Raw genomic sequence first — 23,091 nt, 5'->3', positions numbered from 1 at the left:
GCCGCCGACCGGTCAAATGCCCTGCGTGCAACCGGTATCGGACGGGTGAACTCTGGCCTCGGCGCGGCCGGGCCCGTTTTGTCCCGCCGAGATATCGGGTATTGATGGGGGCATGGGGTGGGTCACCGGGCACGCGGTCGCGATCTTGTCCGCACTGCTGGCCGCGTTCTGGGCCGCGGTGGGCATCGTCGTCCGGCAACGGGTGGCCCAGGCCGTCCCCGCGGAGAAGGCCATGTCGTCGGGGGTGGCGACGACGGTCGTCCGCAAGCCGCTGTGGTGGGCGGGCATGATCGCGGCCCTCGCCGGATACGTCTTCCAGGCCCTGGCGCTGGCCAACGGCTCCTTGCTGCTGGTGCAGCCGCTGCTGGTCTCGTCGCTGCTGTTCGCGCTGCCCCTCGGCGCCCGGCTCTGCGGGCAGCACATCACCTGGGCCGAGTGGGGATGGGCGACGCTGCTGACGGCAGCCCTCACGGTCTTCGTGCTCGTCGGGCAGCCCCGCGACAGCCATGTCCGCTCGGCCATCCCGGCATGGACGCTGGCCCTGGTCATCACGGTGCCGTTGATGGTCGTCTGCGTCGCCGCCGCCAACCGCGCCATCGGCCACGCGCGGGCGATGCTGCTCGCGGTCGCCGTCGCGGTCCAGCTGGGCATGATCGCCGTGCTGACCAAGATCTGCACCCACCGGTTCGCCGTCGGGGGATGGCACGGCCTGCTGACCGTTCCCGCCCTGTACCTGCTGATCGCGCTGGCGGTCACGCTAACGGTGCTGCAGCAGGCGGCCTTTCACGCCGGCGCCCTGCAGGCCTCGGTGCCGATCATGTTGGTGGGGGAGCCGATCGTCGCCGTGGCGCTCGGCGTGATCGTGCTCGGTGAGCAGCTCGACGTCCACGGTCCCGGCGCGGTGGCGCTCGCGCTGGCGGGCGCGGCGATGGTCGCCTCCACCTTCGCCCTGGGCCGCAGCCAAGCGTCCGCCACCAACGATTCGTCGCCGCAAAAGCGGCCGAGCACGGACGCGCTGATCGGGTACGCCTGAATCACCCACGACCCAAACCCTTTTCGGTGAGGCGCACGCGCGTCACGTCGGCGGGATCCACCCGCTCACCGCAGACGTCGCACGTGTGGCCGACCGATAGCTCGTGGTCGTGGTGCCGCATTGCGATGGGCGGTCGCTCGACGGCCCACCGGTCGCCCCACTGGCGCAACACCTGGAGCACGGGGACCAGCTCACGCCCGGCCTCCGTCAGGTAGTAGGCCGAGCGCGACGGTGATTCCTGGTACGCCCGTCGCTCGAGGACGCCCGCCTCGACGAGTTGCTTGAGCCGGGCCGCCAGGCGGTCGCGCGGGGCGGCGGTGTTCTGCACGATCTCGCCGAATCGGTGGTGACCGAGGTTCACCTCGCGCACGATCAGCAGGCTCCACCGGTCCCCGACGATCTCCAGTGCGGCGGCGACGGAGCACGGGTTGCCCCGAACGACCGGCGTCCGCAGCGGCCCCGGCGTGTGCACAACCCGTTCCGACATGACCCTAGGTTTGCATATCAAACCGTCCGACGCTAGTGTCATCCGGCGTGACGGTTCGAAAATCAAACCGAAGGTCGCGCTGGGTTCTCTCGTCCGTAGTGGTAGCCGCGGTGTTCATGTCAAACCTCGACCTGTGGATCGTCAACGTCGCGCTGGTCGACATGGGACGCCGGTTCGGCGGCTCACTGTCCGCGGTCTCCTGGGTGCTCAACGCGTACGCCATCGGGCTGGCGGCGCTGCTGGTCCCGGCCGGCCGACTCGGCGACCGGCTCGGGCAGCGACGGGTGTTCCTCGGCGGCATCGCGGTGTTCACCCTCGCGTCGCTGGGTTGCGCCGTCGCGCCCAACCTCGCCGTGCTGGTGGCCGCGCGCGTCCTGCAGGCCGTCGGCGCCGCCGCGCAGCTGCCCTCCTCCCTCGCCCTGTTGATGGCCTCGGTGGAACCGCAACGCCGCACCAATGTGGCCCGCGGCTGGGCCGCCGTCGGCTCTTTGGCGGCGGTGTGCGGCCCGGTGCTCGGCGGCCTCCTGGTCACCTTCGACTGGCGCTGGGTGTTCGTGGTGAACCTGCCGGTCGGGCTCGCCGCGTGGCTCGTCGGGCGGCGAATCCTGCCGCTCGAGCCAGCCCGCCGCGACGAGCCGCTGCCCGACCTCGTCGGCAGCGCGCTGCTCATCGTCGCCGTGGCCGCCCTGACCGGCGCGCTGGTGCAGGCACCCATCTGGGGCTGGGTTTCGGCCGGCACGGCCGCACTGGCGGCGCTCACTGCGCTCGGCGCGGCGGCGTTCGTGTGGCGGTCGGCCCGGCAGCCACGGCCCCTGCTCGAACTGCCGTTGCTGAAGATCCGCCACTTCGCGATCGCGAACGTCGCGTTCTTCTGCTTCGGCGCCGCCTTCGCCATCCTGCTCTTGTCCAATTCGCTGTGGTGCCAGAACGTTTGGCACTACAGCGTGCTGCGCACCGGCCTGGCCATGGCGCCGAGCCCGGCCCTCGTCCCGTTCGTCACCCTCGGGTCTAACCGGCTCGTCCACCGCATCGGCCCCGGCCCGGTGGCCGCCATCGGCAGCATCCTGTTCGGCGCCGCGCTGCTGTGGCGGATCGTGCTGGCCGACGCCGCGCCGCACTACCTCACCGATCTGCTGCCCAGCATGCTGCTCAGCGGCATCGGCGTCGGGCTGACGCTGAGCACGCTCATGGCCGCCGGCGCGACGGCGCTGCCCTCGGCCCGTGCGGCGACGGGCTCCGCGCTGGTCAACTCCGGCCGGCAGGTCGCCTCCGCGCTGGGCGTGGCGGTGTTGGTGACGGCGCTGGGGCCCGCCGCTTCCGTCCGCGACTTCGACCTGGGCTGGTGGCTGGCGCTGGTCTTCATCGCCGCGACTGCGGTGATCAGCCTGACGCTGCCGCACGTCCGTTCCGAAGTGTCGGCCGCCGCGGCCGTTCCGGTCGCCGAATTGGCCTGAAGACATAGAGCTGCACACACCGCGCCGCGATGGAAGTATCGCAGGGGTGGCCAACAAGAACGCGCAAACAATCTCGTACCCGGCACCGGACAAACGACCCCGCCGCCACGACACCGAGGCGCTCGACCCGCACGTCATCGTCCTATTCGGCGCAACGGGAGATCTGGCCAAGCGCAAGCTGATCCCCGGCCTGGCCTACCTGGACCAGTCCGAGCTGGCGCCCGACATCCAGATCGTTGCGACGTCGCTGGAAGACCTCAGCGTCGACGAATTCCGCGAACTCGCCAAGAACGCCATCGATGCGTTCGGCGCCCACAAGCTCACCCCCGAACAGTGGGCCAACTTCGCCAAGGTCATCACCTACGTCCCGCAGGGCGCCGGGCACGAGGCGCTCGCCGAGGCGGTCGCCGACGCAGAGAACAACCTGGCGCCCAACGTCCGGCGGCTGCACTACCTGTCGGTTCCGCCGAAAGCGGCGCGCGACGTCATCACCATGCTGCGCGACGCGAACCTGGTCGAACGGTCGCGGGTGGTGATGGAGAAGCCGTTCGGCACCGACTTCGACAGCGCGGTGGCGCTCAACGACTTTGTGCACCAGACGTTCGAGGAATCGCAGATCTTTCGCATCGACCACTTCTTGGGTAAGGAGGCCGCCCAGAACATCCTGGCGTTCAGGTTCGCCAACGGGCTGTTCGAACCGATCTGGAACCGCAACTTCATCGACCACATCCAGATCGACATTCCCGAGGCCCTCGGGCTGGATCAGCGGGCCAACTTCTACGAGGAGACCGGCGCCTACAAGGACATGGTGGTGACGCACCTGTTCCAGGTGATGGCCTTCGTGGTCATGGAGCCGCCGACCGCCCTCGAGCCGTTCGCCATCAGCGAGGAGAAGAACAAGGTATTCCGGTCGATGCTGCCGGTCCTGCCCTCCAACGTGGTGCGCGGCCAGTACGGCGGTTATCGCGAAGAGTCCGGCGTGGCAAGGGATTCCGACACCGAGACGTTCATCGCGCTGAAGGTCGGCATCGACAACTGGCGCTGGGCCGGCGTGCCGATCTACCTGCGGACGGGCAAGAAGATGGCCGAGGGCATCCGCATCATCTCGATCGCCTTCAAGGAGGCCCCGCGCACGATGTTCCCGCCCGGATCGGGTGTCGGCACCCAGGGGCCCGACCACCTGACCTTCGACCTCGCCGACAACTCCAAGGTCTCGCTGTCGTTCTACGGCAAGCGGCCCGGTCCCGGCATGAAGCTGGACAAGATGTCCATGCAGTTCTCATCGCAGGAGATCGACAGTTCCGTCGACGTCCTGGAGGCCTACGAGCGGCTCATCCTCGACGCGATGCGCGGCGATCACACCCTGTTCACCACCGCCGAGGGCATCGAATCGCTGTGGGAGCGTTCGGAGGACCTGCTCGCCGACCCGCCGCCGGCCAAGTTGTATCAGCCCGGCACCTGGGGTCCGAACGCCATCCACCAGCTGATCGCGCCCAACGCGTGGCGGCTGCCGTTCGAGCGGGAGTGGCGGGAGTCCAGGGGGTAGACGTTGCCGGGGCCCGCTATCACCGGCGATATCGCGAACCGTCCCCACATGGGGACTTCAACGGACCGGGGCCCCGAAAACCGTTGCCGCATCGAGGTGTCGCTACCGACCCCGCCACTGCGGCTTGCGCTTTTCGCGCCACGCCCGGAGGCCCTCGGCCACGTCCTCGGTCGCGGCGGCTACCTTGCGCATCGTCTCACCGAAGCGCACCGACTCGATCCAGCCCATGTCCGCGGATCGCCACGCCACCTCCTTGGTCGCGCGCTGCGCCAGGGGAGCGGCCTCCGTGAGGCTCCGGGCCCACGCGCGGGCCTCGGCCTGCAGCTGGTCGGGCTCGACCAGCTTCCACACCAACCCGACTTCCTTGGCCCGTGCGGCGCTCATCGGCTTGCCGGTCAACAGCAGCTCCATCGCGTTGGCCCAGCCCACCCGCTTGGGCAGCCGGATGGCCCCCACGATGGTCGGCAACCCGAGCGCCACCTCGGGGAAGCAGAATGTGGCCTCGGTGCTGGCGATCACGAAGTCGCAGAACAGCACCCCGGTCACCCCGTAGCCGACGCACGGGCCGTGCACGGCCGCGATGGTCGGCTTGAACAACTCCATCCCGCTCTCGAAGGAGTTGATCGTAGGCTTCTCCCAGAAGGTGCCGCCGAAGGTGCCGACGGATCCCTCACCGTCTTTGAGGTCACCGCCGGCGCAGAAGACCCTGCCGTTGGCCGTCAGGATCCCGACCCACGCGTCCATGTCGTCGCGAAACCGATCCCATGCCACGTTGAGGTCTTGGCGCAGTGCGCCGTTGATGGCGTTGCGGGCCTCGGGCCGGTTGAGGGTGATGGTGGCGACGTGGTCTTGCAGCTCATAGGTGACGAGGCTCATACCTGCACCCTATTTGGCCCGGCTCGTCAGTCGGGCGGCTCTCGCTCCAGGGCTTCCGTACCGACGCGTTCGGTATGCTCGCGGTCGCTGGGCTTGCCCGGAACGCCCTCCGCTTCCCGTTCGCTGGCGACCTTCTCGTCGAGTTCGTCGACGATGTTTTCCAGCTGCTCGGTGCGGCTCAGGGGCTCTTTGTCGGGTTCCGTCATATCGCTTTCCGTTGATGCCAATCGTCGGATAGCGCCTCCCGTCGGCGCGAGGCGGTGGCTATCCAATACCCTGCCGTGCTCTTGCTAATCCGGCACAGCATACGGCCGAAAGGCGGGCCGCGCGCCATCAGAAGGCTGCGCCGGGTGCTACGGGCGGCGCCCTGGGTCGTCTGGGCCGCGGGTCTGGCGTAAGCGCCTGCGCTTGGTGGCGTAGAGATCGACGTCGGCGTCCGCGTGCAGGGTGGCGATGTCGGCGCTCTCGCCGCCGCACGACGCGCGCCCGATGCTCGTGCCGGGTGTGCGAGTCCGGACGGCGGTGATAAACCGCTCCGTGGCCACCGGCGCCGCATCGGAGCGTTCGACGACGCATACGGCGAACTCGTCGCCTCCGAGTCTGGCCAAAACCGCTCTGGGCGGCAATGCTTCTCGCCAGATGTTCGCCCGGCCGATCAGATGCTGATCCCCGGCGAAATGCCCCTTGGTGTCGTTGATCTGTTTGAAGTTGTCGATGTCGAGGGCCAGCACGGTGATAAGACATGCAGCCGAACGTGATCGCGTCAGCAGGTCCGCCGTGGCCATCTCCCAGCCGGCACGGTTGGGCAGGCTCGTGAGCGGATCGGTGCACGCCGCCGTGACCAGCGCCCGCATCAGGAGCCCGAACGACTCGGCGGCTCCGACGATAGCGATGACAAATATGGCGTAGTCGATGGACAGTTTCGGGGCGGGGGCGATCCAAAGCGCGATCGCACAGGCCCCGGTGAGCACGGCGACCAGGGCCACGCCGCGGCGCGGCGGATAGAACGCACGAAGATACATGGCCAGGAACATCGGGCCGATCAGGCACACGAATTCGGCGGCGGCCGCGCGGTGGAACGCCATCACAACGGGTGTGGCCACGATCGCCGCGGCCGTTGCCGGCCCAGGTCCGGAGGGCCGGACGGCCAGCAGGGCTAACGCCGCGGCGCCGAGGCCGATTGCCACGATGCCGCCGACTGGATTCGACAGCGTCAAGCCCTTGCGGACCGGGAACAAGGTGAAGATCACACCGTAGAGGTAGAGGAACGTGGTGGCAGCGAAGTAGATCCGGAGCAACCGAACCTGCTGCCTGCGGTAGAAGACGGTGCCCGCATCGGTGCGCAGCGGCACGCGATTTCGGCGAGCGACCCGGCCGCCGAGGGGGCCGGCGTGGGTGAGACCCATCCCGTCAACTCCTGTTTGTGCACTCTGATCCGGGGTGCGGCCATTCTGGCATCAGCGGCCCGGGAGCGCATCGTGGCCTTGACGCGCCGGGACCCCCGCCTGTCCTGGCCTATCCTGGCCCGAGTGGCCGAACCGTCTCCCGAACCGTCTGCAGTGGACTTGCGCAAACGCCTGGACGGCCTCTCCATCCGGGACGCGGCGCGCCTCGGGCGGCGGCTGAAGAACCTGCGTGGCGCCCCGCCCGAGAAGCTGCATCAGCTCTCCGAACAGATCAGCAAGGCCGAAGACCTCGTCGCCGCTCGCCTGGCCGCCGTCCCGGCCATCGCGTTCCCGGATCTGCCCGTCAGCGACCGGCGCGGCGAGATCGCCGACGCCCTCCGGCAGAACCAGGTCATCGTCGTCGCGGGGGAGACCGGGTCGGGCAAGACCACCCAGCTGCCCAAGATCTGCCTCGAGCTCGGGCGCGGCATCCGCGGGACCATCGGGCACACCCAGCCCCGGCGGCTCGCCGCCCGCACGGTCGCGCAACGCATCGCCGACGAACTGGGCAGCCCGCTTGGCGAGGCCGTCGGCTACAGCGTCCGATTCACCGACCAGGTCAGCGACCGCACGCTGGTCAAGCTCATGACCGACGGCATCCTGCTCGCCGAGATCCAGCGTGACCGCCGGCTGTTACGGTACGACACCCTCATCCTCGACGAGGCTCACGAGCGCAGCCTCAACATCGACTTCCTGCTGGGCTACCTGCGCGAGCTGCTGCCGCGCCGCCCCGACCTCAAGCTGATCGTCACGTCCGCCACCATCGAGCCGCAGCGCTTCGCGGCGCACTTCGGCGGCGCACCCATCGTCGAGGTCTCGGGGCGGACGTATCCCGTTGAGATCCGGTACCGGCCACTGGAACTTCCGGTCCCGGCCGGCACCGACGAGGACCCGGACGACCCCGACCACGAAATCGTGCGCACCGAGACCCGCGACGAGGTCGAAGCGATCGTCGACGCCATCGGTGAGCTGGAGGCCGAGCCACCCGGCGACGTCCTGGTATTCCTGTCCGGCGAGCGCGAGATCCGCGACACCGCCGAAGCCCTGGCGGGGCTGCGGCATACCGAGGTCCTCCCGCTCTACGCCCGGCTGCCGACCGCCGAGCAGCAGAAGGTGTTCGCGCCGCACACCGGGCGTCGCGTCGTGCTGGCGACCAACGTCGCCGAGACGTCGCTGACCGTGCCGGGCATCCGCTACGTCGTGGACCCGGGCACGGCCCGCATCTCGCGCTTCAGCCGCCGCCTGAAGGTGCAGCGGTTGCCCATCGAGCCGATCTCGCAGGCGTCCGCCGCGCAGCGCGCCGGCCGGTGCGGCCGTCTCGCGCCCGGCGTGTGCATCCGGCTGTACTCCGAGGACGACTTCGCGGCGCGCCCGCGCTACACCGACCCCGAGATCCTGCGGACGAACCTTGCCGCGGTGCTGTTGCAGATGGCGGCGCTACAGCTCGGCGACGTCGAAAAGTTCCCATTCCTCGACCCGCCGGACCGGCGCAGCGTCCGCGACGGCGTGCAGCTCCTCCAGGAACTCGGCGCGTTCGACGCCCGGGGGGCGATCACCGACCTCGGCCAGCGGCTCGCGCGCCTCCCGCTGGACCCGCGGCTGGGCCGGATGATCCTGCAGGCCGACTCCGAGGGATGCGTGCGGGAGGTGCTGGTGCTGGCCGCGGCGCTGACGATTCCCGACCCGCGCGAGCGGCCCGCCGACCGCGAGGAGGCAGCCCGCCAGAAACATGCCCGGTTCGCCGCCGACGACTCCGACTTCGTGTCCTACCTCAACCTGTGGAACTATCTGCGTGAACAGCGGAAGGAATTGTCGGGCAACCAGTTCCGGCGCATGTGCCGGACGGAGTTCCTGCACTACCTGCGCATCCGCGAGTGGCAGGACCTCGTCGGACAGCTGCGCGGCATCGCCCGGGATCTCGGCATCGTCGAGTCCTCCGACGCCGGGGCGCCCGCCGACGCCGCCCGCATCCACGCCGCGCTGCTCGCGGGGCTGCTCTCACACGTCGGGATGCGCCGCGAGGACGCGCGCGAGTACCTGGGGGCGCGCAATTCGCGGTTCGTCCTCGCGCCGGGCTCGGCGCTCGCCAAACAGCCGCCACGCTGGGTGGTGGTGGCCGAGCTAGTCGAGACCAGCCGCCTCTACGGGCGGATCGCCGCGCGCGTCCAGCCCGAGGCGGTCGAGCGAGTCGCCGGTGACCTGGTGCAGCGCACGTACAGTGAGCCGCACTGGGAGGCCAAGCGCGGCGAGGTGGTCGCCTTCGAGCGGGTGACGCTGTACGGGCTGCCGCTGGTGGCGCGCCGCCGGGTCGGCTACGCCCGGGTGGAGCCCGAACTCGCGCGCGAATTGTTCATCCGGCATGCGCTCGTGGAGGGCGACTGGCAGACGCGGCATCACTTCTTTCGCGACAACGCGCGGCTGCGGGCCGAACTCGAGGAGCTCGAGGAGCGGGCGCGGCGCCGCGACCTGCTGGTCGGCGACGACGACGTCTACGCGCTCTACGACGCCCGCATTCCCGCCAACGTCGTCTCGGCGCGGCATTTCGATGCGTGGTGGAAACGGCAGCGGCACAAGACACCTGGCCTTCTGACGTTCACCCGTGACGACCTGCTGCGGACCGCGGACACCGCCGACGCGGACCGGCCGAGCACGTGGCGGACGGGTGACGTCGCGCTGCCGCTGACCTACCGGTTCGAGCCCGGCGCTGCCGACGACGGTGTGACGGTGCATGTGCCGATCGACGTGCTGGCGCGGCTGGGCGGTGACGACTTCGCCTGGCAGGTGCCGGCGCTGCGCGAGGAGCTGGTGACCGCGCTCATCCGCTCGCTCCCGAAAGACTTGCGCCGCAACTTCGTTCCCGCGCCCGACACCGCCCGGGCGGTGCTGACGGCGATCGATCCGGCCGGCGAGCCCGTGCTGCCGGCGCTGCAGCGTGAATTGCGCCGGCGCACCGGAGTTTTGGTGCCGATCGATGCGTTCGACCTGGGCAAGCTGCCGCCGCATCTGCGGGTGACGTTCGCCGTCGAGTCGCCCGACGGCCGAGAGGTCGCCCGCGGCAAGGACCTGCCCGCACTGCAGGAACAGCTGGCCGCGCCGGCCCGCCGAGCCGTGGCCGACGCGGTCGGCGGCCTGGAGCGACGCGGGCTGCGGGGCTGGCCTGACGACCTGGACGAGCTACCGCGATTCGTCGAGCGCTCGGTCGACGGGCGCAGCGTGCGAGCGTTTCCCGCGTTCGTCGACGCGGGCTCCGCGGTCGGCGTGCGGGTGTTCGCCACGTCGGCCGAGCAGACCGCCGCGCTGGGCCCCGGCCTGCGCCGCCTGCTGCGCCTGGGTGTCGCGTCACCGGTGAAAGAGGTTGAGCGGCAGCTTGATCCGCGCATCCGGCTGGCGCTCGGCGTGAACCCGGATGGATCGCTGGTGGCCCTGCTGGAGGATTGCGCCGACGCCGCGGTGGACGCGCTGGCGCCGGCGCCGGTGTGGACGCGCGAGGAGTTCGCGGCCCTGCGCGACCGGGTCGGCGAAGGGCTGCGGGCGACGACCGTCGACATCGTCGGCCGGGTGCAGCGCGTACTGTCCGCCGCGCAGGACGCCCGAGTCCTGCTGCCCACCCGGCCGCCGCCCGCGCAGGCCGAGGCGATCGCCGACGTCCGCGCCCAGCTGGACCGGCTCCTGCCAGCCGGCTTCGTCACCGCCACCGGCCGCGCGCACCTCGCCGACCTCGCCCGCTACCTCACCGCCATCCACCGGCGCCTCGAGCGGCTGCCCCACGCGATCGAGGCCGACCGGGAGCGAATGCGGCGGGTGCACGCGGTGCAGGACGCCTACGACGAACTCGTGCATGCGCTTCCGGCCGCTCGGGCCGCAGCGGCCGACGTGCGCGACATCGCCCGGCAGATCGAAGAGCTCCGGGTGAGCCTGTGGGCCCAGCAGCTCGGCACCCCGCGCCCGGTCAGCGAGCAGCGGATCTACCGGGCGATCGACGCCGCGGGCGATCGGTGATCCCGGCGCCGTCGACATGGACCGGCCTGGGAGAAGATAAGGCCATGGCCCCGACACTGCGCCCGCGCCGATCCGCCCTGTACCTGCCGGGCAACAAGGCGCGCGCGCTCGAGAAGGGGCGGACGCTGTCCGCGGACGTGTTGATCTTCGACCTCGAGGACGCCGTGGGTCCCGACGCGAAGGCCGACTCGCGGGCCAGGGTGTGCGACGCCGTCTCGTCGGGCGGCTACAGGTCCCGGGAGCTCGTGGTGCGCGTCAACGGCCTGGGCACCGACTGGCACGACGACGACTTGGCCGCGGTCGCCGGTTCGGGCGCCGACGGCGTGCTCGTCCCGAAGGTCGAACACGGCGAACACGTCCAGTCGCTGACCGCCGCACTCGACGCCCTCGGGGCGCCAGAATCCTTGCGGCTGTGGGTCATGATCGAGACGCCCAGGTCCTTCCTGCGGGCCGAGGAGATCGCCGGCGCCGGCGACCGCCTGGCCGCCCTGGTGATCGGCACCAACGACCTCGTGAACGACCTGCACGCGCTGCATGTGCCGGGCCGCGCTCCCGTCCTAGCGGCGCTGGCGATGGCCGTGCTGGGGGCGCGGGCGGCCGGGAAGGTGGTGCTGGACGGGGTGTTCAACGACATCACCGACGAAGCGGGCTTCCGGTCCGAGGCGCGGCAGGGTCGCGAGCTGGGCTTCGACGGCAAGACGTTGATCCACCCTTCCCAGATCGGGCCCGCCAACGACGCGTTCGGCCCCTCGCCCGACGAGCTGGCGGAGGCCCGCAAGATCGTGGCGGCCTACCAGGAGGCGCAGTCCGCGGGCAGCAGCGTCATCACGGTCGAGGGCCGAATGATCGAGAGCCTGCACGTGCGCAACGCCGAGCGGATCCTCACCCTGGCCGAGCTCATCTCCGACATGGACACGGCGTCCTAGGAAAATCCTCTCCCACTCTCAACTTATAGGCGATAGGGGGGCTTGCCGCAAGGCCCGGGTGATGCCGCAAAATCGCTGGCCGAACGCATAATTCGCCGAACGGGGGTTGCGGATGCGAGGGAAAGACCGAGTGGCCGATCACGCCGTGGTGATTGCCGGGGCCGGGCCCACGGGGCTGATGCTGGCGGGGGAGTTGGCGCTGGCGGGGGTCGACGTCGCCGTCGTCGAGCGGCGGCCCGACCAGCGGTTGGTCGGCTCGCGCGCGGGTGGCCTGCACGCGCGGACCATCGAGGTGCTCGACCAACGCGGGATCGCCGACCGCTTCCTGGCGCGCGGGCAGGTGACCCAGGTGGCGGGCTATGCGCAGATCCGGCTGGACATCAGCGACTTCCCCACGCGGCATCCCTATGGCCTTGCGTTGTGGCAGAACGAGATCGAGCGGGTATTGGCGGACTGGGTCGCGGAGCTGGGTGTGCCGATCGATCGCGGGCAAGAGGTGTCGGGGGTCGCCCAGGATGACAACGGAGTCGGGATCACGCGGTCCGACGGCGCAACCCTGCGTGCCGATTACCTCGTCGGGTGCGACGGCGGACGCAGCGCGGTTCGCAAGGCCGCCGGAATCGACTTCCCGGGATGGGATCCGACGACGAGCTACCTGCTGGCCGAGGTGGAGATGTCCTTCGAACCGGGGGGCGCACCGGATTGGGGTATCCGCCATGACGCGCTCGGTGTGCATGCCCTGAGCGAGCCGGACGGCGGGGGACCGGTTCGGGTGATGGTCACCGAGCGGCGGGTCGGACCGGCCGGCGACGCGACACTTGGAGAGTTGAGCGAGGCGCTGGCCGCCGTCTACGGTTCCGATTTCGGGGTCCACAGTCCCGCGTGGATTTCCCGCTTCACCGATGCGGCGCGGCAGGCCGCGGCCTATCGCGACCGGCGGGTGCTGTTGGCCGGGGACGCCGCGCACATCCACCATCCGGTGGGCGGCCAGGGCCTCAACACCGGCGTGCAGGACGCAGTGAACCTGGGCTGGAAGCTGGCGCAGGTGGTGAAAGGGACGGCACCCGACGGCCTCCTGGACACCTATCACGCCGAGCGCCATCCCGTCGGGGCTCGGGTGCTGCGCAACGCGATGGCGCAGATGGCGCTTCTTCGCCCCGATGACCGCACCAAAGCGTTGCGCGACACCATGTTCGACGTGCTGGCGATGGAGGAGCCGCGCAAGCGATTCGCCGCGATGATGTCCGGGCTGGACATCCGCTACGACCTCGGGGAGGGGCACCCGCTACTCGGGCGCCGCATGCCCGATCTGAGTCTTACCGGCGGGGGAGGTCGGGTGTTCAGCCTGCTGCATGACGCGCGGCCGGTGCTGCTCAACCTGGGCGGGCCGGGCGCCGTGGGCATCGGCCGTTGGTCGAACCGTGTCAAATCGGTCGAGGCCAAATACGCGGGCCCGTGGGAGCTTCCGGCGGTCGGCGCGGTGCCGTCCCCCGCGGCCGTCTTGATCCGGCCCGACGGACACGTGGCCTGGGCGGGGCAGGCCGACGCCCCGGGCCTGCATGACGCCCTGGCGATGTGGTTCGGGCCGGCCTAGCGTCACGCCGGCCACCGTGACGACAATTCGCGCGGGGCCCACGCCGGCCACCTTGCGGCGCCGATCAATTCGCCGCCACTGAGCTGGGCGACGATGCGGGGCCCTTTCAGCGCGCTGTTGTCGTACACGGTGGCCGAGTCGCAGCGGTGCATCGCGGCGACCGCCAGCGCCCAAAGACGTTGGAACCGTTGCCGGATTTTCTCCTCGGGCACGTCGTGCCCGCCGGCGGCGACGCGGTGCTTGACCCGTTGCACGGCCAGTTCTTCGGGGATGATCAAGACATGCAGCACCACGGTGTAGCCGGCCGCGCGTGCGGTGTCGATCAGCTCGAGCTTGGAGGGATGGGAGAACACGGTTTCGGCGATGAAGGAGCGGCGCAGTTCGATGAGCCGGGAACGGGTTTCGGCCGCCACCCGGGCCGCTTCGTAGGCATGCGCGGCCGGATCGTCCGGCCAGCGGAGTTTGGCGATCTCGTCGGCGTTGACGAAGGCGCTTCCCGGCAGCAGGGGCGCGAGCGTGAATTCGACGAAGGTGGATTTGCCGGCGCCGTTGGGCCCGACGACCAAGTCCAGCCGGTTCATCGGCCGGTGGCGTTACTTTCCGCGGCGGGTGCGCCGTCTGCCGGCGGCCACCACGACCGAACGTCCGTCGGGGCGGTATTCGACAATCTGCCCGGCGTCGTTGAGCGCCACGGTCGCGATCCCGCGCTGGGCGAGCCGATCGCCGTAATGGGTATTGGCGAGGCTTTCCTCGACAGCCGCGGCGATCTCGGCGTTGAAGACGACACCCTCTTCGACGCTGAGTTCGCGCAGCTCGAGATCGCCGGCCAGCGCGGCCTCGACCCGCCGGCGCGCGGCCGTGTGCTGGCTGGAGACCGCGCGACCCACGCGCGCCCAATGGTCGAGTTGCTGCTTGGCGGAGCGGCTCTGCCGGGCACCTTCGGCGGCTGCGCTGTCCACCAGGTCGGCGGCGAAGCGGGTCACGCGACCCGCGGCGGTGTCGGCCATCACTTCTCGCTTCCGTAGCATTTTGTAACGATTGTAGCGTCCCGCTACGCCTCGGGCGATTCGGCGGTGGCGCGGATGCGAATGGGGCCGCGCCATTCGCCGTCGGCGTCGAGGAGTCGGCCGCTACGACGTCGAGGCCTGTCGGCCAAGCGTCCGGCAGCCGAGTGTGTATTTAGGGCGTCGATTGTGTTTTGAGGGAGGGATTTTCGATATTTTCACACTCTGGATACACACTCGACGCGCTGGATACACACTCGACGCACCGCGCCCCGACCACCACGACGTCGAACGCCTCCACCGAAGTCTCCCCGCACCGGCTGAACCGCGCACAAATCGACCGCTCTTACTATTAGCACATTCAGATCTTATTTTTCTTATTTTTGGGCTGAACTGGCGAATGTCGAAATCGCGGACCGCATCCGACCCCGAGGCGAGCGTGCCCGGTCCCCGGCGGGTCAGGCCTGAAGGGGTTGCGGCAGCGACGTCGCCGATCCGCTCGGTCGCGCGGGAGCGCCGAACCGAATGTCCTGACTGACTTCGTCGAGCGGGAGGCCGTTCGGTTCCCGCAACAGCAGCGTCGCGGCGATGGCGGCGGCGTAGCAACAAAACGCCACGAACATCACCGAGCGCAGCCCCGCACCGGTGAGCAGCAGCGGCACGATCAGTGCGCCGAGGAAGGCGCCCACCTTGGCAACGCCGGCCGAGACCCCGTGGCAGGTGCTGCGGATCGAGGTCGGATAGGACTCCGCCGCCAGCAGCATGGTGGTGTAGTTGGGACCGAACGCGATTCCGAACAGCGAGACGCCGAAGACGAACGCGAACGGAACCACGCTGGCACTGAGACCCGGCACCACGCCGATGACCAACATCGCCGCGGCGCACACGGCGAACCCCACGATCTGCAGCCGCCGCCGCGGCATCCGGTCCAGGACGAGCAGACCCGCGATGCCACCGCCGAGGCTGAAGCAGACCACCAGCACGGCGTTGAGCGCGATGTTCGAGAGCACGGTGCCGTGCGGCGCGATGCTCTTGATCAACAGCGGCTGGCTCACCGCATTGCCGTACACCGCCACGTTGAAGAAGAACCAGCTGCCCGCGGTGCCCACGAGGGTGATCAAGACGCGCCGGCTGGCGAGGACCGACCGGATGCCGACGCGCTGCGCACGCAATGGCGAGGGGGCGGAGAACGCGGAGTTGCGCGACTGCGCCGAGAACGACTCGAAGTCCTCGCGCGCTTGCCTCTCATCGCCTCGCTCGGCGGTCCAGCGCGGCGACTCGGGCATGTGCCTGCGCTGGTAAAGCACCAGGAGCGACGGCAGCACGCCCAACCCCAGGATCAGCCGCCACGCCATCCCGTCGGGAATGCCCACGGCGAGGATCAACAAGCTGACCACGTAGGCGCACACCTGACCGAAGACGTAGAAGATGAAGGTCAGTCCGACCAGCCGGCCGCGATTTCGGCGGTTGGCGTACTCCGTCATGATCACCCCGCTGGCGGGGTAGTCACCGCCGATGCCCAGCCCGAGGATCAGCCGGCCGACCACGAGCATCGTGAAATTCGGCGCCAGCGCGGAGACGAGCGCGCCGGTCATCATCAACACCGCCTCCAGGCCGTACACCCGGCGGCGCCCGAACACATCGCCGAGCCGCCCGAAGAGGATGGCGCCCAGAGCGACCGCGAGCAGCGTCGAACTCGTCAGCATGGATATCTGGCCGCCGTTAAGGTGAAACTCTTTGGTGGCCAACAGCGTAACCGTGCCGATCACGTTCAGGTCGTAGGAGTCGGTGAAGAACCCGGCGCCCGCGGTCGCCGCCGCCTTGAAGTGAAAGACACCGAGTTTCGCGTCGTCGATCGACTTCGCGACACCGGCTTCCGCGGCTGTGGTCATCGAGTCCTCCGGACAGAGGTGGGCATATGCGACGCGGTCAGGGCGAGGGCCAAGATCGGCGTCCGCGCCAACTTGTCATGAGAAGTACCGTCATGCATTCGGACGCGGCATGTCAACTCCTCGGCCCGATATGAAGCAGATTTCAGAATCCATTAACCAGCGGTCTATTTGGTCAGAGATACAACTTTCGCGACCAGCCCAAACATGTATAGTCAAGTCTATGACCGTGGCGTTGCACGAGATGATCGCCGACAGCCTGCGCGAACAGATCCAGCGGGGGGAACTCGCGCTCGGCGACGCACTGCCGTCGGAATCGCAGCTGTGCGACCGCTGGAACGCCTCACGCGGACCGGTGCGCCAGGCGCTCGCGGCGCTGCGCGCGGAGGGGATCATCGCCGGTGGGCGTGGAAAGCCGCCGGTGGTGTGCTCGTCGTCGATCGGCCAGCCGTTCGACACCCTGCTCTCGTATTCGGCCTGGGCCCATTCGATCGGTCGCACGCCCGGACAGCGCACCCTGGAGCTGGCGCTGCGCCGGGCCGACGACGCCGCGGCGGCCGAACTCGGAGTCGACGAGGGCGTGCCGGTGGTGCAGATGCTGCGGTTACGGCTCCTCGACGGCGAGCCGGCCATGCTCGAGCGCGCAACCTTCGTCGAACACGTCGGACGTCGACTGTTCGACTTCGATTGCGACTCAGGGTCGTTGTGGGCGTATCTGCTCTCGCGCGGCGTCCAGTTCCACACGGCCTCGCACGTCATCGATGCGATCGCCGCCGACCCGGTCGACGCGGTGAACCTCAACGTCACCGAGGGCGCGCCGTTGCTGCGCCAACAACGCCGCACCCGCAGCGCCGATGGCGAAGTCATCGAATACCACGACGACCGCTATCTGCCGGGGCTGGTCAGTTTCACGCTCGAAAACACCCTCGACGCGCGCTGCGCCTTGGCCCGCAACGCCAAGCCCTGATGGAGGATCGCATGATCGCACCCGAACTCGTGGTCCTGGACATGGCGGGCACCACCATCGACGACGGTCAACAGGTGTACCGGGTACTCGCCGAGACCGCGGCCGCCCACGGTGGCACGCCCACCCCCGACGACATCGCGCGCTGGCACGGCGCGGCCAAGCACGAAGCCCTGCGGGCGTTGCTCACCCCGCCCGGCGGTGACCCGCCGGACGCCCTGCGGCTGCGGGCCGTCGTCGCCGACTTCCACGCGCGGGTGACGGCGGCCTACGCCGCCGCCGCGCCGGTACCCCTGCCCGGCGTGCCCGAGGCCCTGGCCGACCTGCGCAGGGCCGGAATTCGGGTCGCACTCAACACCGGCTTCGACCGCGAGATCGCCGAATCGTTGCTCAAAGCGCTCGACTGGCAAGGCGATTCGGTTGTGGACGCGGTCGTGTGCGGCACCGATGTGCCGGCCGGGCGACCCGCCCCCTTCATGATCTTCCGGGCGATGGAACGCCTCGGGGTCACCGACGTCGCGCGGGTTCTCGTCGCCGGAGACACTCCGCGCGACCTCGAGGCCGGCACAAACGCCGGCGCGGCCTTCGTCGTCGGGGTGCTCTCCGGCGCCGGCACGGCCGAGGAACTCGGGACCCAAAGGCACACTCACCTGTTGCCCTCGGTGGCGGACCTGCCGGCTCTCGTCGGCGCACCCGTTGGCGCACTGAGCAACTCGTGACCGCATGGACCCTCGCCGCCGTCTGGCGTGGAGGCCATGACATCGCCGTGCAACCGATCCCCGTGCCGCCGCTGGGTCCGGGCGAGGTGTTGGTGCGCGTGCGACTGGCCACCGTCTGCGGCAGCGACCGTCACACCGTCAGCGGACGCCGCGGCCAGCCCTGTCCGTCGATCCTCGGCCACGAAACTGTCGGTGAGATCGTCTCGGTGGGGGAGGGCGACCGCCGGGCGGTCGACGGCCGGCCGGTGCGGGCGGGGCAGCGCGTCATCTGGTCGGTCACGCTGCCGTGCGGCGCGTGCGACCGGTGCCGTGCCGGCGTGACGGCGAAGTGCCGCACCGTGCGCAAGGCCGGGCACGAACCACTCGATTCCGGATGGCCGCTTTCCGGTGGCTACGCCCAACACGTGCTCCTGCCGAACGGTTTGCCGATCGCGATCGTCGGTGACGAGCTGCCCGACGCGGTCGCGGCGCCGGCGGCGTGCGCGACCGCCACGGTCATGGCGGTCGCCGAGCGTGCGGGCGCGATGTCCGGCCGGCGGGTGGTGGTCGTGGGTGCGGGGATGCTGGGCCTCGGCGCGGTGGCCGCGGCGGCCTGCGCCGGAGCCGCCTCGGTGCTGGCCGTGGACCCGGCGCCGGCCAGACGCGAACTGGCTCGACGCTTCGGCGCGACCTCGGTACAACCGTCGGTCCCCGAAGAGGCCGAGTGCGACGTGCTGCTGGAATTCTCCGGCTCGTCGGCGACACTGCAAGCCGGGATACGCGCGCTCGACGTCCAGGGGGTCGCCGTGCTCGCCGGCTCCGTGGCGCCCGACGCCCCGATCAGCGTGGACCCGGAGCGGGTGGTGCGCCGTCAACTGTGCATCGCCGGGGTGCACAACTACGAGCCGCGCCATCTCAGCGCCGCGCTGGACTTCCTGCGCCAGACGGGCGAGCGGTTTCCCTGGCCGCAACTCGTCGCCCCGCCGCACCGCCTCGACGCCATCGCGAACCTGCTGACGGCGTCAGGCGGACCGATGCCGCGCGACTCGATCGCGCCTTGAACACGCACCGAGCCCGGTGAAACCCGGCCCGCATCGGGAGACCACATGATGCTCGCCTACGCGTCGCTGTTCCTCATCGCCCTGGCCGCCGGCGCGCTCGGGGGACTCGTCGGCACCGGGTCGTCGCTTGTGCTGCTGCCGGTGCTGGTCACGATGTACGGCCCGCGCGTCGCCGTGCCGATCATGGCCGTCGCCGCCGTCATGGCGAACGTGGGCCGAGTCGCGGCCTGGTGGAAGCACATTCGCTGGAGACCGGTGCTGGCCTACGCCGTTCCCGGTATGCCCGCCGCAGTACTCGGGGCGCATACCCTGCTCACCATTCCCCAGGCCGTCGTGGAGAACGTGCTCGGCGGGTTCTTCCTGCTGATGATCCCGATACGGCGAGTCATTGCCGTGCGTCAATGGCGCTTGCGGCTGTGGCAACTCGGCGGTGCGGGCGGCGTCGTCGGATTCCTGACGGGATTGATCCTGTCCACCGGCCCCCTCAGCGTGCCAGTGTTCACCGGCTACGGACTGACCGGTGGCTCGTTTTTGGGGACCGAGGCCGCCAGCGCCATGGTGCTCTATCTGGCCAAGATGGCCACCTTCGGCCAATTCGGCGCGCTGAACCACTCCGTCCTGGTCCGCGGCGTCGCGATCGGGGCCGCGCTGATGATCGGGCCATTCCTGGCGCGGCCACTCGTGCGCCGCCTCCACGCCCGCACCTACGGCCTGCTCATCGACCTCGTGCTCCTGGTCGCAGGCGTGGGCCTGTTTGTCACCACGCTGGGTTCGTCACGATGACGTGTCAGGTCGGATCGGTTGGCGCACAATCCTCGCCGACGCGAAGCGCCCACGGACACAGCGTGCCGAGATCGGCGGCCGGTAATTTCATGGCAAACTCGTTTGGTCAACGCGGAATCTTCAAGTGGCGGTATGCATGAAGCCTTTGTCCGAGCGCGAACTGCAGATGAACCAGCAGGCCGCGACGGTTGCGGCAGCGGTGCTGTCGGAGCCCGTCGAGGCGGCGACGCGCTGCGAGCACGCGTCGACGGACATGGTGGCCGAGGCCGCCGGCGTGGGTCGGTTCACTCGCGGCGTGGCGAAGTTCTTCGGCCGCGCCCCGACGCTGGGGAACCTGGGTGGAATGCTGAAGCAGATGGAGACGGGCGGCCTGCCCGAGACTTTCGTGCTCGCCGTCACGACGGACCAGGTCCACGTGATCGAGGACAAGCACAACCGCAAGGACCTCGTCGCCGGCCGGGTGCTGAGGTCCTGGGACAGGGCGGACTTCAAGGCTCGCACCGCCACCCCGGAGTGGAACGTGTCGCGGGGCGTGCCCGACGACCGTCAGCTGCTGGTGCTCTGGGTGCCGATCGAGGCGACCAGCAATCCGTACCTGCAGGCCGGCGTGCGGGCCGCCGCCGAGGCCGGTCAGCCGGGCTTGCCGACGGACTTCATGGTCGCCAAGGACGCCCCGAGCCAGCAGCTCATCGACGCTCTCGACGCCGCCGGCCATGTCCGCGTCGTCGGCGTCGGGGCTGACGCCGAGGAGGCTTCCGACCCGGCGGATCCTTCCGACCCGGACAGTTCGTCCGACCCGGCGGAGGCCTCGTTCCCGCGGCCGTCGACCGCCGAACGGCTCCAGGAGCTGGAGACGCTGCGGGCCACCGGCGCGGTCACGGAGGCCGAATACGCCCGCAAGCGGGAGCAGATCATCGACGAGCTGTGACGCGCGTCTCCGGACCGGTCACCCGCCGGCTCGCTGCACCCCGGTCCGGTCGAGCCCGGCCGACTTTTCGGTAGGTTGAACGCGGTCCGATCCGACCGGGAAGGGAGACACCGTTGCGCCAAACCGCGGCCATGGCCGAGGCCGACCGGGTGTGGATGATCGACACCTTGCTCGCGCTGCTCCAGACCCCGAGCCCCTCGGGACGCACGGACGCGGTGATGCAGGCGATCGGCGACATCTTCGACGACCTCGGGGTGCGGTTCTCGCTGACCCGTCGGGGGGCGCTGACCGCCGAACTGCCGGGTGAGTCGGCCACCACCGACCGCGCACTGATCGTGCACGCGGACACCATCGGCTGCATGGTCCGGGGGCTGAAGGACAACGGCCGCCTGGAGATCATTCCGGTCGGGACCTTCTCGGCCCGGTTCGCCGCCGGCGCCCGCGTCCGGATCTTCTCCGACGACCCGGACGAGTTCATCACTGGCACGATCCTGCCGATCAAGGCCAGTGGGCACGCGTTCGGCGACGAGATCGACACCCAGCCGACCGACTGGGAGCATGTCGAGGTCCGTGTCGACCGCAAGGTCTCGACCCGCGACGACCTGGTCCGCCTCGGCCTCAACATCGGCGACTTCGTCGCGTTGATCGCGAGCCCGGAGCTGACCGCCGACGGCTTCATCGTTTCCCGCCACCTCGACGGAAAGGCCGGCGTCGCGGTCGCCTTGGCGCTGGCCAAGAACATCGCCGAGAACAAAGTGGTGTTGCCGCACCGCACCATCGTCATGGTCACCATCACCGAGGAGGTCGGGCACGGGGCCAGCCACGGCCTGCCCGCCGACGTTGCCGAGTTGGTCTCGGTGGACAACGCGGTGTGCGCGCCCGGCCAGCACTCCATCGAGGACGGCGTGACGATCCCGATGGCGGACATGCACGGCGCCTTCGACTATCACCTGACCCGGAAACTCTGCAAGCTCGCCGACGAACGCGGCATCGCGTGCGCGAGGGACGTGTTTCGCTACTACCGGTCCGACGCCGCTGCGGCGATCGAGGCCGGTGCCGGCACCCGGGCCGCGCTCGTCGGGTTCGGCGTCGACGGCAGTCACGGCTGGGAGCGCACGCACATTCAGTCGCTGGAATCGGTCTACTGCCTGCTGCTTTCGTGGCTGCAGACGCCGCTGACGTTCGCCAAGTGGGACGCCAAGCCGACGGGCAAGCTTCGCGATTTTCCGTCTTCGAAGCAGCCCGCCCCGACAGAGAAGTGGGTGCCCCTGGCCCGCGGCGAACACGCCGAACCCGGCGACGCATCGCCCGGTTCGCACTGGCCGCCCTCGGAGGGGCCGCACGCCTGATGCGCAGCGCTCGTGGCCTCGCCCATTCGGCCGGGCGCACGTGGGTATCACCAACCCGGCCGATGGGAGCCTTCGGCCGTCGAGCCTGCGCTGACGGCACCGAGCCTGCGCATAGGTCGCGGCTTTCGCGGAAACGACGTTGTGGGGGCAGGCTCGGCGCAACGAGCTCAGGCTCGAGACTTCGGGCGGGCGATGACCGGCTGACGAGGTCAGAACACCCGCTCGACGAGCCTGTCCAACTTTCCGGTGACCTCCGAGTCGTCACCGTCGGGTAGGAGGAACAGGCACCGGTCGACTCCCGCGGAGACGTAGCGCTCGACCATGTCCTGCTTCGATGACGTGCCGAAGACGCTGATCTCGATCGGGTCGCGCCCGTCCTCGGCGGCGCGGCGCTGCAGCTTGGCCACCCGGTCGGCGAAGGCGTCGAGATTGTCGCTGGTGATGTCCTGGGCGAGCCAGCCGTCCCCGAAGGCAAGGATGCGGTCCTCCACGGTCGGGCCCATCCCGCCGACCAGAACCGGCAGCGGCGACTGGATCGGCTTGGGATAGGACCAGATCGGGTCGAAGTTGACGTAGTCGCCGTGGTATTCGGCTTCCTCGGCCGTCCAAATTTCTCGCATGGCTTCGACCCGCTCACGGAGTATGGACATGCGAACGCGCGCATCGGTGCCATGGTTGGCCATCTCCTCGCGGTTCCATCCCGCTCCCACCCCGAACACGAAGCGTCCACCCGAGAGGCGGTCCACGCTGGCGACTTCCTTCGCCGTCGTGATGGGGTCTCGCTCCACGACGAGACAGACCCCGGTGCCGACCTTCAAGCGTTCGGTCACCGCGGCGGCGGCGGTGCACGCCACGAACGGGTCGTAGGTGTGCGCGTACATCTTCGGCAGCTCGCCGCCGCCGGGGTAGGGCGACTTTCTGCTGACCGGGATGTGGGTGTGCTCGCAGAACAGCAGGGACTCGAAGCCGCGCTCCTCGGCGGCCGCCGCAAGCTCACTGGGCCCCATGCCGTAGTGGGTCGGGAAGTAGCACAGGCCAAAGTGCATGAGGGCGCC

Annotated in this window: 20 protein-coding genes; 12 read left to right on the top strand and 8 right to left on the bottom strand. The window is 69.7% G+C overall.

Annotated features, from left to right (window positions below; all coding sequences use genetic code 11):
- Positions 1-112: 112 nt before the first annotated feature.
- On the top strand, positions 113-1,033 hold the full coding sequence (locus SKC42_RS12495; RefSeq protein WP_330964615.1) for a DMT family transporter: 921 nt from the start codon (positions 113-115) through the stop codon (positions 1,031-1,033).
- Position 1,034: 1 nt separating this feature from the next.
- On the opposite strand, the gene SKC42_RS12490 is transcribed toward SKC42_RS12495, so the two are convergent.
- Positions 1,035-1,520: a winged helix-turn-helix transcriptional regulator gene (locus SKC42_RS12490; protein ID WP_330964614.1), complete on the bottom strand. Its 486-nt coding sequence runs from the start codon at positions 1,518-1,520 to the stop codon at positions 1,035-1,037.
- Between the two features lie 116 nt (positions 1,521-1,636).
- On the opposite strand from SKC42_RS12490, the gene SKC42_RS12485 reads away from it, so the two are divergent.
- Together SKC42_RS12485 and zwf are read left to right on the top strand one after the other, a co-directional pair.
- A complete protein-coding gene (locus SKC42_RS12485) occupies positions 1,637-2,974 on the top strand; it encodes an MFS transporter (protein WP_330964613.1) in 1,338 nt (445 codons plus the stop codon).
- A gap of 46 nt (positions 2,975-3,020) precedes the next feature.
- Entirely contained in the window at positions 3,021-4,520 is a 1,500-nt protein-coding gene (zwf, locus tag SKC42_RS12480; protein ID WP_330964612.1) for a glucose-6-phosphate dehydrogenase, read from the top strand.
- A gap of 102 nt (positions 4,521-4,622) precedes the next feature.
- On the opposite strand, the gene SKC42_RS12475 is transcribed toward zwf, so the two are convergent.
- From SKC42_RS12475 to SKC42_RS12465, 3 genes are all read right to left on the bottom strand, one after another.
- Positions 4,623-5,396: an enoyl-CoA hydratase/isomerase family protein gene (locus SKC42_RS12475; RefSeq protein ID WP_330964611.1), complete on the bottom strand. Its 774-nt coding sequence runs from the start codon at positions 5,394-5,396 to the stop codon at positions 4,623-4,625.
- 26 nt (positions 5,397-5,422) lie between these two features.
- Complete coding sequence (locus tag SKC42_RS12470; protein WP_330964610.1) at positions 5,423-5,602, bottom strand: hypothetical protein; 180 nt, start codon at positions 5,600-5,602, stop codon at positions 5,423-5,425.
- Between the two features lie 147 nt (positions 5,603-5,749).
- The gene (locus tag SKC42_RS12465) at positions 5,750-6,802 is read right to left on the bottom strand and encodes a diguanylate cyclase (RefSeq protein ID WP_442932111.1); all 1,053 of its coding nucleotides are present in this window, start codon (positions 6,800-6,802) and stop codon (positions 5,750-5,752) included.
- A gap of 114 nt (positions 6,803-6,916) precedes the next feature.
- Here SKC42_RS12465 and hrpA point away from each other — a divergent pair, with 114 nt between their 5' ends.
- From hrpA to SKC42_RS12450, 3 genes are all read left to right on the top strand, one after another.
- Complete coding sequence (hrpA, locus tag SKC42_RS12460; RefSeq protein WP_330964789.1) at positions 6,917-10,840, top strand: ATP-dependent RNA helicase HrpA; 3,924 nt, start codon at positions 6,917-6,919, stop codon at positions 10,838-10,840.
- A 44-nt stretch (positions 10,841-10,884) separates the two neighbouring features.
- Positions 10,885-11,766: an HpcH/HpaI aldolase/citrate lyase family protein gene (locus SKC42_RS12455; protein WP_330964609.1), complete on the top strand. Its 882-nt coding sequence runs from the start codon at positions 10,885-10,887 to the stop codon at positions 11,764-11,766.
- A gap of 130 nt (positions 11,767-11,896) precedes the next feature.
- Positions 11,897-13,360, top strand: coding sequence for an FAD-dependent monooxygenase (locus SKC42_RS12450; RefSeq protein WP_442932110.1), 1,464 nt, complete (start codon positions 11,897-11,899; stop codon positions 13,358-13,360).
- 2 nt (positions 13,361-13,362) lie between these two features.
- Here SKC42_RS12450 and SKC42_RS12445 read toward each other — a convergent pair whose 3' ends face one another.
- From SKC42_RS12445 to SKC42_RS12435, 3 genes are all read right to left on the bottom strand, one after another.
- Positions 13,363-13,941 carry a zeta toxin family protein gene (locus tag SKC42_RS12445; RefSeq protein WP_330964607.1) on the bottom strand — a complete coding sequence of 193 codons (579 nt, stop codon included), beginning with the start codon at positions 13,939-13,941 and terminating at the stop codon, positions 13,363-13,365.
- Positions 13,942-13,953: 12 nt separating this feature from the next.
- Entirely contained in the window at positions 13,954-14,367 is a 414-nt protein-coding gene (locus SKC42_RS12440) for a TA system antitoxin ParD family protein (protein WP_330964606.1), read from the bottom strand.
- A 455-nt stretch (positions 14,368-14,822) separates the two neighbouring features.
- Positions 14,823-16,256: an MFS transporter gene (locus SKC42_RS12435; RefSeq protein ID WP_330964605.1), complete on the bottom strand. Its 1,434-nt coding sequence runs from the start codon at positions 16,254-16,256 to the stop codon at positions 14,823-14,825.
- Between the two features lie 220 nt (positions 16,257-16,476).
- Between SKC42_RS12435 and SKC42_RS12430 the strand changes: the two genes are divergently transcribed.
- From SKC42_RS12430 to SKC42_RS12405, 6 genes are all read left to right on the top strand, one after another.
- Positions 16,477-17,220, top strand: a complete 744-nt coding sequence (locus tag SKC42_RS12430; RefSeq protein WP_330964604.1) for a GntR family transcriptional regulator — start codon at positions 16,477-16,479, stop codon at positions 17,218-17,220.
- A gap of 11 nt (positions 17,221-17,231) precedes the next feature.
- The gene (locus tag SKC42_RS12425; RefSeq protein ID WP_330964603.1) at positions 17,232-17,936 is read left to right on the top strand and encodes a phosphonatase-like hydrolase; all 705 of its coding nucleotides are present in this window, start codon (positions 17,232-17,234) and stop codon (positions 17,934-17,936) included.
- Positions 17,933-18,976 carry a zinc-binding dehydrogenase gene (locus tag SKC42_RS12420; protein ID WP_330964602.1) on the top strand — a complete coding sequence of 348 codons (1,044 nt, stop codon included), beginning with the start codon at positions 17,933-17,935 and terminating at the stop codon, positions 18,974-18,976. Before SKC42_RS12425 ends, SKC42_RS12420 begins: the two co-directional genes overlap by 4 nt.
- Before the next feature lie 48 nt (positions 18,977-19,024).
- Positions 19,025-19,759 carry a sulfite exporter TauE/SafE family protein gene (locus SKC42_RS12415; RefSeq protein ID WP_330964788.1) on the top strand — a complete coding sequence of 245 codons (735 nt, stop codon included), beginning with the start codon at positions 19,025-19,027 and terminating at the stop codon, positions 19,757-19,759.
- Positions 19,760-19,895: 136 nt separating this feature from the next.
- Positions 19,896-20,687, top strand: coding sequence for a hypothetical protein (locus SKC42_RS12410; RefSeq protein ID WP_330964601.1), 792 nt, complete (start codon positions 19,896-19,898; stop codon positions 20,685-20,687).
- A 113-nt stretch (positions 20,688-20,800) separates the two neighbouring features.
- Positions 20,801-22,036 (top strand): osmoprotectant NAGGN system M42 family peptidase, encoded by a 1,236-nt coding sequence (locus tag SKC42_RS12405; protein ID WP_330964600.1) that lies wholly within the window; start codon positions 20,801-20,803, stop codon positions 22,034-22,036.
- 209 nt (positions 22,037-22,245) lie between these two features.
- Here SKC42_RS12405 and SKC42_RS12400 read toward each other — a convergent pair whose 3' ends face one another.
- Positions 22,246-23,082 carry an LLM class F420-dependent oxidoreductase gene (locus SKC42_RS12400; protein ID WP_330964599.1) on the bottom strand — a complete coding sequence of 279 codons (837 nt, stop codon included), beginning with the start codon at positions 23,080-23,082 and terminating at the stop codon, positions 22,246-22,248.
- Positions 23,083-23,091 lie beyond the last annotated feature (9 nt).

The sequence above is a fragment of the Mycobacterium sp. 050134 genome (assembly GCF_036409085.1).
GTDB lineage: Bacteria > Actinomycetota > Actinomycetes > Mycobacteriales > Mycobacteriaceae > Mycobacterium.
Note: the sequence above shows the minus strand (reverse complement) of the source record. Positions and strands in the feature narration are given on the sequence as shown.

Coding starts and splice junctions, on each gene's coding strand:
- SKC42_RS12495 (WP_330964615.1), top strand. CDS start 113: ATGGGGTGGGTCACCGGGCACGCGGTCGCGATCTTGTCCGCACTGCTG.
- SKC42_RS12490 (WP_330964614.1), bottom strand. CDS start 1,520: ATGTCGGAACGGGTTGTGCACACGCCGGGGCCGCTGCGGACGCCGGTC.
- SKC42_RS12485 (WP_330964613.1), top strand. CDS start 1,637: ATGTCAAACCTCGACCTGTGGATCGTCAACGTCGCGCTGGTCGACATG.
- SKC42_RS12475 (WP_330964611.1), bottom strand. CDS start 5,396: ATGAGCCTCGTCACCTATGAGCTGCAAGACCACGTCGCCACCATCACC.
- SKC42_RS12470 (WP_330964610.1), bottom strand. CDS start 5,602: ATGACGGAACCCGACAAAGAGCCCCTGAGCCGCACCGAGCAGCTGGAA.
- SKC42_RS12465 (WP_442932111.1), bottom strand. CDS start 6,802: ATGGGTCTCACCCACGCCGGCCCCCTCGGCGGCCGGGTCGCTCGCCGA.
- SKC42_RS12455 (WP_330964609.1), top strand. CDS start 10,885: ATGGCCCCGACACTGCGCCCGCGCCGATCCGCCCTGTACCTGCCGGGC.
- SKC42_RS12445 (WP_330964607.1), bottom strand. CDS start 13,941: ATGAACCGGCTGGACTTGGTCGTCGGGCCCAACGGCGCCGGCAAATCC.
- SKC42_RS12440 (WP_330964606.1), bottom strand. CDS start 14,367: ATGGCCGACACCGCCGCGGGTCGCGTGACCCGCTTCGCCGCCGACCTG.
- SKC42_RS12435 (WP_330964605.1), bottom strand. CDS start 16,256: ATGACCACAGCCGCGGAAGCCGGTGTCGCGAAGTCGATCGACGACGCG.
- SKC42_RS12430 (WP_330964604.1), top strand. CDS start 16,477: ATGACCGTGGCGTTGCACGAGATGATCGCCGACAGCCTGCGCGAACAG.
- SKC42_RS12425 (WP_330964603.1), top strand. CDS start 17,232: ATGATCGCACCCGAACTCGTGGTCCTGGACATGGCGGGCACCACCATC.
- SKC42_RS12415 (WP_330964788.1), top strand. CDS start 19,025: ATGCTCGCCTACGCGTCGCTGTTCCTCATCGCCCTGGCCGCCGGCGCG.
- SKC42_RS12410 (WP_330964601.1), top strand. CDS start 19,896: ATGAAGCCTTTGTCCGAGCGCGAACTGCAGATGAACCAGCAGGCCGCG.
- SKC42_RS12400 (WP_330964599.1), bottom strand. CDS start 23,082: ATGCACTTTGGCCTGTGCTACTTCCCGACCCACTACGGCATGGGGCCC.